The sequence below is a fragment of the Pseudomonas batumici genome (genome assembly GCF_036585405.1).
GTDB lineage: Bacteria > Pseudomonadota > Gammaproteobacteria > Pseudomonadales > Pseudomonadaceae > Aquipseudomonas > Aquipseudomonas batumici.
Genome location: NZ_CP144470.1, coordinates 4859306 through 4871665, shown reverse-complemented (window position 1 = coordinate 4871665; position 12360 = coordinate 4859306). Strand labels below are relative to the sequence as shown.

General features: G+C 61.1%; 14 protein-coding genes. 6 read left to right on the top strand and 8 right to left on the bottom strand.

Annotation, left to right across the window (positions count from 1 at the left end):
- Positions 1-99: 99 nt before the first annotated feature.
- The 4 genes from NUH87_RS22190 (at position 100) to NUH87_RS22175 (ending at position 3588) form a co-directional block, all read left to right on the top strand.
- Positions 100-1911 (top strand): penicillin-binding protein activator, encoded by a 1812-nt coding sequence (locus NUH87_RS22190; protein ID WP_338522693.1) that lies wholly within the window; start codon positions 100-102, stop codon positions 1909-1911.
- A complete protein-coding gene (locus NUH87_RS22185) occupies positions 1911-2282 on the top strand; it encodes a YraN family protein (RefSeq protein WP_338522692.1) in 372 nt (123 codons plus the stop codon). The genes NUH87_RS22190 and NUH87_RS22185 overlap by 1 nt, the downstream gene beginning before the upstream one ends.
- Positions 2283-2419: 137 nt before the next feature.
- Positions 2420-3013 (top strand): phosphoheptose isomerase, encoded by a 594-nt coding sequence (locus NUH87_RS22180; RefSeq protein WP_040070768.1) that lies wholly within the window; start codon positions 2420-2422, stop codon positions 3011-3013.
- Positions 3010-3588 (top strand): BON domain-containing protein, encoded by a 579-nt coding sequence (locus tag NUH87_RS22175; protein WP_338522691.1) that lies wholly within the window; start codon positions 3010-3012, stop codon positions 3586-3588. Before NUH87_RS22180 ends, NUH87_RS22175 begins: the two co-directional genes overlap by 4 nt.
- Before the next feature lie 57 nt (positions 3589-3645).
- Here NUH87_RS22175 and NUH87_RS22170 read toward each other — a convergent pair whose 3' ends face one another.
- The 7 genes from NUH87_RS22170 to rplM all read right to left on the bottom strand — a co-directional run bounded on the left by NUH87_RS22170 (position 3646) and on the right by rplM (position 8553).
- Positions 3646-4059, bottom strand: coding sequence for a ClpXP protease specificity-enhancing factor (locus NUH87_RS22170; protein WP_338522690.1), 414 nt, complete (start codon positions 4057-4059; stop codon positions 3646-3648).
- Positions 4060-4070: 11 nt separating this feature from the next.
- Positions 4071-4688 carry a glutathione S-transferase N-terminal domain-containing protein gene (locus NUH87_RS22165; protein WP_040070771.1) on the bottom strand — a complete coding sequence of 206 codons (618 nt, stop codon included), beginning with the start codon at positions 4686-4688 and terminating at the stop codon, positions 4071-4073.
- Between the two features lie 185 nt (positions 4689-4873).
- The gene (locus NUH87_RS22160) at positions 4874-5656 is read right to left on the bottom strand and encodes a cytochrome c1 (protein WP_338522689.1); all 783 of its coding nucleotides are present in this window, start codon (positions 5654-5656) and stop codon (positions 4874-4876) included.
- The gene (locus tag NUH87_RS22155; protein WP_040070774.1) at positions 5656-6867 is read right to left on the bottom strand and encodes a cytochrome b; all 1212 of its coding nucleotides are present in this window, start codon (positions 6865-6867) and stop codon (positions 5656-5658) included. Before NUH87_RS22155 ends, NUH87_RS22160 begins: the two co-directional genes overlap by 1 nt.
- Positions 6867-7463: a ubiquinol-cytochrome c reductase iron-sulfur subunit gene (gene petA, locus NUH87_RS22150; protein WP_338522688.1), complete on the bottom strand. Its 597-nt coding sequence runs from the start codon at positions 7461-7463 to the stop codon at positions 6867-6869. Before petA ends, NUH87_RS22155 begins: the two co-directional genes overlap by 1 nt.
- 254 nt (positions 7464-7717) lie before the next feature.
- On the bottom strand, positions 7718-8110 hold the full coding sequence (rpsI, locus tag NUH87_RS22145) for a 30S ribosomal protein S9 (RefSeq protein ID WP_007956794.1): 393 nt from the start codon (positions 8108-8110) through the stop codon (positions 7718-7720).
- 14 nt (positions 8111-8124) lie between these two features.
- Complete coding sequence (rplM, locus tag NUH87_RS22140) at positions 8125-8553, bottom strand: 50S ribosomal protein L13 (RefSeq protein ID WP_040070777.1); 429 nt, start codon at positions 8551-8553, stop codon at positions 8125-8127.
- Between the two features lie 245 nt (positions 8554-8798).
- Between rplM and NUH87_RS22135 the strand changes: the two genes are divergently transcribed.
- Entirely contained in the window at positions 8799-9839 is a 1041-nt protein-coding gene (locus NUH87_RS22135) for an NADP(H)-dependent aldo-keto reductase (protein WP_338522687.1), read from the top strand.
- Positions 9840-9964: 125 nt separating this feature from the next.
- On the opposite strand, the gene NUH87_RS22130 is transcribed toward NUH87_RS22135, so the two are convergent.
- Positions 9965-11101 carry an acyl-CoA dehydrogenase family protein gene (locus NUH87_RS22130; RefSeq protein WP_040070780.1) on the bottom strand — a complete coding sequence of 379 codons (1137 nt, stop codon included), beginning with the start codon at positions 11099-11101 and terminating at the stop codon, positions 9965-9967.
- Positions 11102-11361: 260 nt separating this feature from the next.
- Between NUH87_RS22130 and NUH87_RS22125 the strand changes: the two genes are divergently transcribed.
- Positions 11362-12258 carry a GlxA family transcriptional regulator gene (locus NUH87_RS22125; protein WP_209437201.1) on the top strand — a complete coding sequence of 299 codons (897 nt, stop codon included), beginning with the start codon at positions 11362-11364 and terminating at the stop codon, positions 12256-12258.
- Positions 12259-12360: the final 102 nt, after the last annotated feature.

Sequence of the window (12360 nt, the reverse complement as noted above, 5' to 3'; positions counted from 1 at the left end):
GTACGACCTAATTTGACGGTTTCACGCCAGTAACATCGCGCCCCGGCCAGTGCTTGGGTACAATTCCACGCTCATATGATCGAGTAACAGGAACACTACATGATCGCTTGCCTGCGGCTGTTCTCTGCCCTCTGCCTCGCCGCCCTGCTGGCGGCTTGCGCCAGCTCGCCCTCCTCCAGCCTTGGCGAACTCCCACGGACCCCGAATGCCAGCATCGAGCAACTGCTCGAGCAGGCGGCTTCCAGCAAGACGCCGGAACAAGCCGCCGTGCTGCGCCTGAGCGCTGCCGACCTGGCCTACCGCCAGAAAGACAGCGGGCGTGCCGCGCAGATTCTTGCGCAGGTGCCCCTGGACACCCTCAAGCCGGCGCAACAGGTGTACGCCAGCACCCTGGCGGCCGAACTGGCCATGACCCGCAACCAGCCCAAGGCGGCACTGACCGCCTTGAGTCATCCGAGCCTGGAACGCCTCGGCGAACTGCCGGTGGACCAGCAGGTGCGTACCCAGACCGTGCGCGCCCGCGCCCTCGAAGCCGACGGCCAGACCCTGGCCGCCGCCCGCGAGCGCATCTTCATCGCCCCGCTGCTCAGCGGCGACGCGGCCAGGAACAACCATGAAGCCATCTGGGCACTGATCGCGGCCCTGCCGACCGACCAGCTGCAAGCCACCGGCAACGACGACCTCAGCGGCTGGTTGAGCCTGGCGCGGGCGGTGAAGTCGTCCGGCACCCTGGAGCAACAGCAGGCCGCCATCGACACCTGGCGCGCACAGAACCCCAAGCACCCGGCCGCCCAGCAATTGCCGCTGGCATTGGTGAAACTCAAGGAACTGGCCAGCCAGCCGCTGAGCAAGATCGCCCTGCTGCTGCCGCAGGACGGCCCGCTGGCCTCGGTGGGCAAGGCCCTGCGTGAAGGCTTCATGGCCGCTCACTACCAGGCCCAGCAGGCCGGCCAGAAGCCGCCCGCCATCGAGTTCTACGACAGCTCGCGCATCGGCTCCCTGGATGACTTCTATCGCAAGGCCCAGGCCTCCGGCGTACAGCTGGTGATCGGCCCGCTGGAGAAGCCACTGGTCAAGCAGCTCAGCGCCCGCCCGCAACTGCCGATCACCACCCTGGCGCTGAACTACAGCGAAAGCGCGCAGAACCCGGCGCAACTGTTCCAGTTCGGCCTGGCCGCCGAAGACGAAGCCCGCGAAGTGGCCCGTCGTGCCCGCGCCGACGGCCTGCACCGCGCCGCCATCATGGTGCCGAAAGGCGAATGGGGTGATCGCGTGCTCAAGGCCTTCCGCCAGAACTGGGAAGCCAACGGCGGCAGCGTGGTCGGTATCGAGCGCGTCGACCAACCGGTTGCCCTGGCCCAGCAGATCGCCGAGCTGTTCCAGCTGCGCCAGAGCGAAGGCCGCGCCAAGAGCCTGCAAAGCACGGTCGGCGGCCAGGTCTCCGCCCAGCCGTCGCGTCGCCAGGACATCGAGTTCATCTTCCTCGCCGCGACCCCACAGCAGGCGCAACAGATCAAGCCGACCCTGAACTTCCAGTACGCCGGTGACGTGCCGGTATACGCCACCTCCCATGTGTTCAGCGCCACCGGTGACCAGAACCAGTACAACGACATGAACGGCATTCGCTTCTGTGAAACCCCCTGGCTGCTGGACGCCAACGACCCGCTGCGCCGGCAGGTCACCGCGCAATGGCCGCAAGCCGGCGGCGCCCTCGGTCGCCTGTACGCCATGGGTGTCGACGCCTATCGCCTGGCTCCGCGCCTGGGCCAGCTCAAGGCCCTGCCCGACAGCCGCATCGACGGTCTCTCCGGCAGCCTGAGCATGGACGCGGCGCAACGGGTCGAACGCCAGTTGCCCTGGGCGCAGTTCGTCAGCGGCCAGGTCCAGCGCCTGCCGGATACGCCGCGCTGATGGCGCCAGCCGCCCATCTGGAACATGGCAAGGATGCCGAGCGCCTCGCGCTGCGGCATCTTGAACAACAGGGTCTGCGCCTGCTGGCGCAGAACTGGTCATGTAAACGGGGCGAGCTGGATCTGGTCATGCTCGACGGCGATACAGTAGTATTCGTCGAAGTTCGTTACAGGAAAAACACCCAATGGGGTGGCGCACTGGGTAGCATCGATGCCCGCAAGCGCAAAAAAGTAATATTCGCCGCGCAGTATTTCCTGCAACGCGAGTCACGCTGGGCCTATTGCCCTTGCCGTTTCGACGTGGTGGCCATAGACGGCCCGGTCGAGGCGGCGCCCCAGTTGAACTGGCTACGGAATGCCTTCGACAGCTGATCCAGGCTGCCGGCCCGATGTCTCTTTTCACACACCGATTTTGCTCTTTGCTTTGCGGGCTGCACATTCTTGTGCCGGGCAGCCACCGGGAAGACCCGGTCCGCGCTCGACCAGCCGCCCTACTTAAGGTCACATAGATGGATATGCAATCCCGAATTCGCCAGCTTTTCCAGGCCAGTATCGACACCAAGCAACAGGCGATGGACGTTCTTGCACCTCACATCGAGCAAGCCAGCCAGGTCATGGTCAATGCCCTGCTCAACGAAGGCAAAATGCTCTCCTGCGGCAACGGCGGTTCTGCCGGCGATGCCCAGCACTTTTCCTCGGAACTGCTCAACCGTTTCGAGCGCGAGCGACCGAGCCTGCCGGCCATTGCCCTGACCACCGACAGCTCGACCCTCACCTCGATCGCCAACGACTACAGCTACAACGAAGTCTTCTCCAAACAGATCCGCGCCCTGGGCCAACCGGGCGACGTCCTGCTGGCGATTTCCACCAGCGGCAACTCCGCCAACATCATTCAGGCCATCCAGGCCGCACATGACCGCGAAATGATTGTCGTAGCCTTGACGGGACGCGATGGCGGCGGTATGGCTTCCCTGCTGCTGCCTGAAGATGTCGAGATTCGCGTCCCGGCCAACGTCACCGCACGTATTCAGGAAGTCCACCTGCTGGCGATCCATTGCCTCTGCGATCTGATCGACAGCCAATTGTTCGGGAGTGAAGAATGACCATCAATCGCCTTAGCCTGCTGGCCGTGACCCTGTGCCTGGGCCTCAGCGGCTGCAGTTCGGTGCTGACCGCCACCCGCGACGAACCGATCAACGATGATCGCGGCACCCGCACCCTGGGCAGCAAGATCGACGATTCGCTGATCGACACCAAGGTCGCGGTCAACGTCGCCAAGGCCGACCCCGAGCTGGAAAACGGCTCGCACATTGTCGTCACCAGCTACAACGGGATCGTCCTGCTCGCCGGCCAGACCCCTCGCGAAGACCTCAAGGCCAAGGCCGAACAGGCCGCGGCGGCGGTCCAGCGGGTGAAGAAGGTCAACAACGAATTGCAGGTCCTCGACCCCTCATCGGTGGCGGCCCGCGCCAGCGACAACTGGCTGACCACCAAGATCAAGACCCAGATGCTGACCGACAACGCCATTCCCGGCTCGCGCATCAAGGTCGTCACCGAGAACGGTATCGTCTACCTGCTGGGCCTGGTCACCCGGGATGAAGCCAATCGCGCCACCAACCTGGTGCAGGGCGTCAGCGGCGTGCAGAAGATCGTCAAGCTGTTCGAGTACATCGACTAAGCCAACCGCCCAAACGGCAGACGTAAAAAAGGCGACCCGGATGGGTCGCCTTTTTTATTACTTCACCACCTTCAAGCTTGGCCGACCGCTGGGGCGCGGCGGCTCGGAACCTGGTGGCGGACCGTCGTCGTCCGGCTCGGCCCCGTCATCGCCCTCCAGGGGCGCTTCCAGCTCGAAGACCATGCCCTGGCCATTCTCCCGGGCGTAGATCCCGAGAATGGCACTGATCGGTACGTAAAGCGTATGCGGCACACCCCCGAAACGACCCTCGAAGCTGACCGCCTCGTTGTCCATGTGCAAGTGACGCACCGCACTGGGGGAAACGTTCAAGACGATTTGTCCGTCACTGGCAAAACCTTGCGGCACCTGGACCGAGGGATACTCGGAGTTGACCAGTATGTGCGGCGTACAATCGTTATCCACTATCCATTCGTACAGGGCACGAATCAAATAAGGGCGACTGGAGTTCATAAAACAGCTCCTTAGCGCATATCGCGTTCGACAGCAGACAGGCTTGCCTGGAAAGCCTCACGCGCGAACTGGCGCTCCATATAATCGAGCAACGGCTTGGCGGGCCGTGGCAATTCAATACCCAGAATCGGTAGACGCCAGAGTATCGGTAATAGACAGCAGTCCACCAGACTTTGCTCGGCACTCAAGAAAAATGGCTTGTCGGCAAACAGCGGCGACGCCCCTGTCAGGCTCTCACGCAGCTCCTTGCGCGCCTGCACACGCGCCGGCTCCTTGCTGCGCGGATCCAGAATCACATCCACCAGCGCACACCAGTCACGCTGGATGCGATGGATCAATAAACGACTGTTGGCCCGTGCCACAGGATAAACCGGCAGCAGCGGCGGATGCGGGTAACGCTCATCCAGATATTCCATCACCACCGTCGACTCCCACAACGCCAGGTCACGATCGACCAGGGTGGGCAGGCTGCCGTAGGGGTTCACTTCGATCAGCTTCGACGGCTGACGCCCCGCCTCCACGCTGATGATTTCGGCGCTGACACCCTTCTCTGCAAGTACGATGCGCACCCGATGGGAATAGTGGTCGGCGGGGTCGGAGTAACAGGCCAACCGATTGGTCACGCCCATGGCGGTCCTCCTCGCTTGTTGAATTTGTCGAAACGGAAAAACGCGCGCGCCCAAGGGAAGCCTCCCGTAGCCACAGGCCGGACAGCGGGTGAAACCGTTGCCGGCCCCACCCCGTCCGTACCCACTTGCTACATCTTCAGAGGCACCCTTGGGCGCGCACGATTGACCGCTATATTACAACGTTATCAGTGCACATCCTTCCAGTATTCGCGCTTGAGCAGATAAGCGAACACGAAGAAGAAGGCCAGGTACAGCAAAACGTAGGTACCGATGCGCTGATGCTCCAGCTTCACCGGGTTGGCCGAGTAGGCCAGGAAGGTCACCAGGTTCTTGACCTTCTCATCGAATTGCTCTTCGCTCAAGGCACCGGTTTTCGGCACGATGGTCAACTGGTCGCACGCCTCATGGGTCAAAGGCGTACCGGTCAGCGGATCATACTGCTTCTTGCCTTCCTCGACGATTTGAACCTGCTTGCATCCGATCACCTGACGACCCTGCAGCCCCACCAGCACGTTAGGCATGCCGACGTTCGGGAAGACCTTGTTGTTCACGCCCCAGGGACGTGTCGGATCTTCGTAGAAAGACCGCAGGTAGCCGTAGAGCCAGTCGGTACCGCGCACACGGGCAACCAGGGTCAGGTCGGGCGGTGCCGCCCCGAACCAGGCCTTGGCGTCAGCCGGCTGCATGCCGATGGTCATGTGGTCGCCGATCTTGGCACCGGTGAACACCAGGTTCTTGAGCATCAGGTCATGGGGAATCCCCAGGTCGTCGGCGACACGCTCATAACGCTGGAACTTGGCACTGTGGCAACCCATGCAATAGTTGGCAAAGGTCCGCGCGCCATCCTGCATGGCCGCCTTGTCGGAAACGTCGATATCGACTTTTTCAAGTTCCGGACCGCCATGCTCGGCGGCGAAAGACAGGAGCGGCAGGGCCGCAAGCATCAACACTGCAAATAATTTTTTCATCAGCCAGTCACCCTTTCCGGAACCGGTTTGGTCTTCTCGAGCCGGGTATAGAACGGCATCAGAATGAAGTAGGCGAAATACAGGACGGTGCACACCCGCGACAGCAGCGTACGCTCCGGCGTCGGCGGCATGACGCCCAACCAGCCGAGAGTGACGAAGGCGATGCAGAACACCCACAACCAGATCTTGCTCAGCCAACCCTTGTAGCGCATGGACTTGACCGGGCTACGGTCCAGCCACGGCAGGACGAACAGCACGGCGATCGACGCGCCCATGGCCATGACGCCCATGAGTTTGTCCGGAACCGCCCGCAGGATCGCGTAGAACGGGGTGAAGTACCAGACCGGGGCGATGTGCTCAGGCGTCTTGAACGCATTGGCCACTTCGAAGTTGGGTTTTTCGAGGAAATACCCGCCCATTTCCGGGAAGAAAAACACGATGGAGCAGAAGATGAACAGGAACACCACCACGCCGACGATGTCCTTCACGGTGTAGTACGGGTGGAAGGCGATGCCATCCAGCGGTACGCCGTTTTCGTCCTTGAGCTTCTTGATGTCGACGCCATCCGGGTTGTTCGAACCGACTTCGTGCAGCGCCAGCACGTGCAGCACCACCAGGCCCAGGATCACGATCGGCAAGGCCACCACGTGCAGGGCGAAGAAGCGGTTCAAGGTAATCCCGGAAATCAGGTAGTCACCACGGATCCACTGGGTCAGGTCGTTGCCGATGACCGGGATCGCGCCGAACAGCGAGATGATCACCTGGGCACCCCAGTAGGACATCTGGCCCCACGGCAGCAGGTAGCCCATGAAGGCCTCGGCCATCAGCGCCAGGTAGATCAGCATGCCGAACAGCCACACCAGCTCACGGGGTTTCTGGTACGAACCGTAGAGCAGGCCACGGAACATGTGCAGGTAGACCACGATGAAGAACGCCGAAGCGCCGGTGGAGTGCAGCAGGCGCAGGATCGAGCCGTACTCGACGTCGCGCATGATGTATTCGACGGAGGCGAAGGCCTCTTCCGCCGACGGGGTGTAGCTCATGGTCAGCCAGACACCGGTAACGATCTGGTTGACCAGCACCAGCAGCGCCAGGGAGCCAAAGAAATAAAAGAAGTTGAAGTTTTTTGGAGCGTAATACTTGCTGAGGTGGTCTTCCCACATCTTGGTGGCGGGAAAACGCGCATCGACCCAATCCATGAACTTACTCATCACGCTTTCTCCTGATCGACGCCAACGACAATGATCGTGTCGGACTCATAGGAATGCGGTGGAACCGGCAGGTTCAAAGGCGCGGGTTGCGACTTGTAGACGCGGCCAGCCAGGTCGTAGTGGGAACCGTGGCAAGGGCAGAAATAGCCACCGACCCAGTCTTTGCCCAGATCGGCGGGCGCCACTTCCGGACGGAATGTCGGTGAGCACCCCAGGTGGGTGCAGATACCGATCAGCAGCAGGACCTCTGGCTTGATCGACCGGTTTTTCGGGTCGACATAGGTGGGCTGTACGGAACTCTTGGACTCGGGGTCAGACAATTGACCCTCGATCTTGCCGAGATTTGCCAGGATCTCCGGGGTACGGCGCACGATAAACACCGGCTGACCTCGCCACTCGGCAATCATCTGCTGCCCGGGTTCGACCTTGCTGATATTCACCTTCACCGGTGCCCCTGCGGCTTTCGCCTTGGCACTGGGAAACCATGACCCCACGAACGGGACCGCAGCCCCCACCGCTCCTGCAGCTCCTACCACGGATGTGGCTGCTACGAGGAAGCGACGCCGGCCCGCATTCACGCCGTCATTGCTACTCATTCAGTCCTCTCCCATCAGCTTTGTGGCCTGTTAAATCAGGCGTCTACTAAGTCAAACTTTGTACTTATAAAAATTTTGCCGAATGGTAATGAAAAGCCCCACGTATGACAAGGTAATTACCCGGCCCACCCTGCCCTAAGCCTTGTAGTATAGGGGCTCTACGGATGTGGCAAGTTGTCACAGGAAAATATTTCGCCCATAAAAAAAGCCCGGTTTCGCGAGGAAACCGGGCTTCTTTTGAAACGAAGAACGAATTAACGCTTCGAGTACTGCGGACGCTTACGCGCTTTACGCAGACCGACTTTCTTACGTTCAACTTCACGAGCATCGCGGGTTACGAAGCCGGCTTTGCGCAGGGCGCTGCGCAGAGTCTCGTCGTAGTCCATCAGGGCGCGAGTGATACCGTGGCGGATTGCGCCAGCTTGACCACTGACACCACCACCGATGACGGTGACGTAGATGTCGAACTTCTCGACAGTCTCAGTCAGTTCCAGCGGCTGGCGAACGACCATACGGGCAGTTTCGCGGCCGAAGAACGTGTCCAGGGAGCGGTTGTTGATGGAGATGTTGCCAGTGCCCGGACGCAGGAAAACGCGTGCGGTTGCAGTCTTGCGACGGCCAGTGCCGTAATTTTGAGTCGCCGACATAATGAACTATTCCGTTAAATCTTCAGTTCTTGGGGCTGCTGAGCAGTATGAGGGTGAGCAGCGCCCGCATAGACTTTCAGCTTACGGTACATGTCGCGACCCAGCGGGTTCTTAGGCAGCATGCCTTTGACCGCGGTCTCGATCACGCGCTCAGGGGCCTTGGCGATCAGCTTTTCAAAGTTGATCGACTTGATGCCGCCCGGGAAACCGGAGTGGGAGTAGTACATTTTGTCGGTGGTTTTAGCACCGGTAACGCGTACCTGCTCAGCATTGATCACAACGATGTAGTCACCGGTGTCGACGTGCGGAGTGTACTCAGGCTTGTGCTTGCCACGCAGGCGGCTCGCGATTTCGGTGGCCAGACGACCCAGGGTCTGACCGGCAGCGTCGACGATAAACCAGTCGCGCTTAACTGTTTCCGGTTTAGCAGTAAAAGTTTTCATTCTTTATAGCCTCAGGGGCCGCCTGTAAATAAGACGGCGGATCTTACTGAATAGTGCGTACTTTGACAAGGTCAAAGGCAGCCGGATACAGACGCTTTCGGGGGCTCGGGTCGGCGCGTCCGTTCAACGGCAAGATTCTTTGGCGGCGGCGCATCACTTCCACTGCATAAAGAGGTGCGCAATTATGCAGATTGCCAAAAAAATTTCAACCTGCTTTTATGGGTGCTTTCCCACAGGAGCAGCCAATGGAATACCGCCAGCTAGGCCGGACCGATCTGAACGTGAGCGCAATTTGCCTGGGGACCATGACCTGGGGCGAGCAGAACACCCAGGACCAAGCCTTTGCCCAGATCGAACGGGCGAAAGGCGCGGGCATCAATTTCATCGACACCGCCGAGATGTACCCGGTGCCGCCCAAGGCCGAAACCTACGCCAGCACCGAACGCATGATCGGCAACTGGTTCAAGCAGCGCGGTGACCGTGCCGACTGGATACTGGCGAGCAAGATCGCCGGTCCCGGCAACGGCATCAACTATATCCGCGACGGCCAGCTCAAGCACAACCGCCGGCATATCGTCGAAGCCCTGGATGCCAGCCTCAAGCGCCTGCAGACCGACTGGATCGACCTCTACCAGTTGCACTGGCCGGAGCGCAGCACCAATTTCTTCGGCCAACTGGGCTACAAGCACAAGGCCGATGAAAGCTTCACGCCGATCGAGGAGATCCTCGAAGCCCTGGACGAGCAGGTCAAGGCCGGCAAGATCCGCCATATCGGCCTGTCCAACGAAACCCCGTGGGGCACCATGAAATTCCTGCTCGAGGCCGAGCGCCGCGGCTGGCCGCGGGCGGTGTCGATCCAGAACCCCTACAACCTGCTCAACCGCAGCTTCGAAGTGGGCCTGGCGGAAGTGGCGCTGCGCGAGCAGTGCGGCCTGCTGGCCTACTCGCCGATGGCATTCGGCTTCCTGTCGGGCAAGTATGAAGGCGGTGCACGGCCGGACAAGGCGCGCCTGAGCCTGTACAGCCGCTTCAGCCGTTACTTCAACCCGCAATCGGAGGCGGCCTGCAGCCGCTATGTCGCCCTGGCCCGCGAACACGGCCTGGACCCGGCGCAGATGGCCCTGGCGTTTGTGACCCAACAACCGTTCGTCACCAGCAACATCATTGGCGCGACGACGCTGGAGCAGTTGGACAGCAATATTGCCAGTATCGACCTGAAACTATCCGATGAAGTGCTGGCGGGGATCGAGGCGATCCACAAGGACCACCCGAACCCGGCGCCGTAACCCCTCCCCATCTGTAGGAGCGAGCTTGCTCGCGATGGTAGTCGGGACACCGCGGGGTATCAGGTTTCCCGCGTCATCGTTGACGCCCATCGCGAGCAATCGAGCGTCGACCGGCTGCTCCTACATTACAACGACCGGGCAATGATCTCCTTCATGATCTCATTGGTCCCGGCATAGATACGCTGCACCCGCGCATCCGCCCAGGCCCGGGCCACCGGGTATTCCCACATGAAGCCGTAGCCGCCGTGCAACTGCACGCATTCGTCGAGCACCTTGCATTGCAGGTCGGTACCCCAGTACTTGGCCATCGCCGCCGTCGGCACATCGAGCTGCCCCTGCAGATGCAACTCCAGGCAGCGGTCGACGAACACCCGGCCGATCTGGATCTCGGTGGCCATTTCCGCCAGCTTGAAACGGGTGTTCTGAAAGTCGGCAATGGATTTGCCAAAGGCCTTGCGCTCGCGGGTGTATTCCAGCGTCCACTGCAACGCCGCCTCGGCCGACGCCAGGCCACCCACCGCCACCGTCAGGCGCTCCTGGGGCAACTCCTGCATCAGATAGGCGAAGCCCATTCCGGCCTGCCCCAGCAGGTTTTCCCGGGGCACCCGCACATCCTGGAAAAACAGCTCGGAGGTGTCCTGGGCCTTCATGCCGACCTTTTCCAGGCGCTTGCCCTTGGCGAACCCCGGCGTATCGGCTTCGACGAGGAACAGGCTGGTGCCCTTGGCCCCGGCTTTCGGATCGGTCTTGGCGACGACGATCACCAGGTCAGCGAGAAAACCGTTGGTAATAAAGGTCTTCGAGCCATTGAGCACATACTCGTCACCGTCCAGCACTGCCGTGGTCTTCACCCCTTGCAGGTCGGAGCCGGCCCCCGGCTCGGTCATCGCAATGGCCGTGACCATCTCGCCGGACACCAGCTTCGGCAGGTACTTGAGCTTCAGCGCCTCGCTGCCGTAATGCAGGATATAAGGCGCGACAATGTCCGAGTGCAGCGAAAAACCGATGCCGCTCAAGCCCAGCCGGCTGATTTCCTCGATCACCACGGCGCTGTAGAGAAAGTCCGCCGCCATGCCACCGTAGGCCTCCGGCAGATGGGAGCAGAGCATGCCCGCCGCCCCCGCCTTGTTCCACAGCTCACGGTCGATATAGCCGCGTTTTTCCCACTGTGCATGGAAGGGCAACGCCTCCTGCTCGAGAAACTTGCGCACACTGCTGCGAAACAGCTCGTGCTCGGAACTGAACAGGGTTCTGGGGATCATGGGGCACCTGCAAGGACATTGAAGCCGGGATTGGCCCACAGAGCCTATGCCAGTGTTTTGCCGGGTAACACTGGACACATGCGACAAAAAATAAGACGATCCAGCCGTCAGTTGACCACTTTCCCCTATAAGAACTTTACCCTAATAAGAACAATGGAATTATGGCTAATCCACTCTCCACGCCCTTGCGGCGCGTCAGCATCCTGGCTATCGATCGGGTGTTCGCTTCCACCCTCATGCAAGCCAAGGACTTCTTCCACCTGGCCAGCCTGCGCTACGGCAAGCAGCTCGGCCACGGACTCACCAAGGCCTTCGAGACACGCCTGGTCAGCCCCGACGGCAAGCCGGTGTGTAGCTTCAGCGATGTGATCCTGCCGGTGGACGGCGGCCTGGGAAATGCCGACGTGATCGTCCTGCCCGCCTTCTGGGACGACTTCGATACCCTGTGCCGGCGTTACCCGCAAGTCATGCCCTGGCTGCGCGAGCAGCATGCCCGCGGTGCCGTGCTCTGTGGCGAGGCCACCGGGGTGTTCTGGCTGGCCGAGGCCGGCCTGCTGGACGGCAAGGAGGCGACCACCTACTGGCGCTTCTTCAATGCGTTCAGCGAGCGCTTCCCCAACGTCCAGTTGAACCAGGACAAGCACCTGACCGACGCCGACAACCTCTACTGCGCCGGCGGCACCACCTCGGCCTGCGACCTCTACATCTACCTGATCGAACGCTTCTGCGGGGCCAACGTCGCCCAGGCCGTGGCCCGCGACATCCTTTATGAGGTCCAGCGCAGCTACGCCCCGGGACGTATCGGCTTCGGCGGCCAGAAGCTGCATCAGGACGTGATCATCCTGCAGATCCAGCAATGGCTCGAAGAGCATTTCGCCGACAAGTTCCGCTTCGAGGATGTCGCCCGGGAACACGGCATGAGCATTCGCAACTTCATGCGGCGCTTCCAGACCGCCACCGGCGACAAGCCGTTGCACTACCTGCAGCGCTTGCGCATCGAGACCGCCAAGGGCCTGCTGTCGGGCTCGCGCAAGAGCATCAAGACCATCAGCTACGAAGTTGGCTATGACGATGCCAGCTTCTTTGCCCGATTGTTCCGCCAGCACACCGAGCTGTCTCCCAACCAGTATCGCCAGCAGTTCCAACAAGCGGCATGAAGCCCGTGCGCCTCTTTCGACCCTAGCCGAAAGAGGCGCACGACCTTGCATAATTAATTACCACAGCGCCCTGCCCTCGCCTTCGTAGACTCGCTCCGGCAA

Coding starts and splice junctions, on each gene's coding strand:
- NUH87_RS22190 (WP_338522693.1), top strand. CDS start 100: ATGATCGCTTGCCTGCGGCTGTTCTCTGCCCTCTGCCTCGCCGCCCTG.
- NUH87_RS22185 (WP_338522692.1), top strand. CDS start 1,911: ATGGCGCCAGCCGCCCATCTGGAACATGGCAAGGATGCCGAGCGCCTC.
- NUH87_RS22180 (WP_040070768.1), top strand. CDS start 2,420: ATGGATATGCAATCCCGAATTCGCCAGCTTTTCCAGGCCAGTATCGAC.
- NUH87_RS22175 (WP_338522691.1), top strand. CDS start 3,010: ATGACCATCAATCGCCTTAGCCTGCTGGCCGTGACCCTGTGCCTGGGC.
- NUH87_RS22170 (WP_338522690.1), bottom strand. CDS start 4,059: ATGAACTCCAGTCGCCCTTATTTGATTCGTGCCCTGTACGAATGGATA.
- NUH87_RS22165 (WP_040070771.1), bottom strand. CDS start 4,688: ATGGGCGTGACCAATCGGTTGGCCTGTTACTCCGACCCCGCCGACCAC.
- NUH87_RS22160 (WP_338522689.1), bottom strand. CDS start 5,656: ATGAAAAAATTATTTGCAGTGTTGATGCTTGCGGCCCTGCCGCTCCTG.
- NUH87_RS22155 (WP_040070774.1), bottom strand. CDS start 6,867: ATGAGTAAGTTCATGGATTGGGTCGATGCGCGTTTTCCCGCCACCAAG.
- petA (WP_338522688.1), bottom strand. CDS start 7,463: ATGAGTAGCAATGACGGCGTGAATGCGGGCCGGCGTCGCTTCCTCGTA.
- rpsI (WP_007956794.1), bottom strand. CDS start 8,110: ATGTCGGCGACTCAAAATTACGGCACTGGCCGTCGCAAGACTGCAACC.
- rplM (WP_040070777.1), bottom strand. CDS start 8,553: ATGAAAACTTTTACTGCTAAACCGGAAACAGTTAAGCGCGACTGGTTT.
- NUH87_RS22135 (WP_338522687.1), top strand. CDS start 8,799: ATGGAATACCGCCAGCTAGGCCGGACCGATCTGAACGTGAGCGCAATT.
- NUH87_RS22130 (WP_040070780.1), bottom strand. CDS start 11,101: ATGATCCCCAGAACCCTGTTCAGTTCCGAGCACGAGCTGTTTCGCAGC.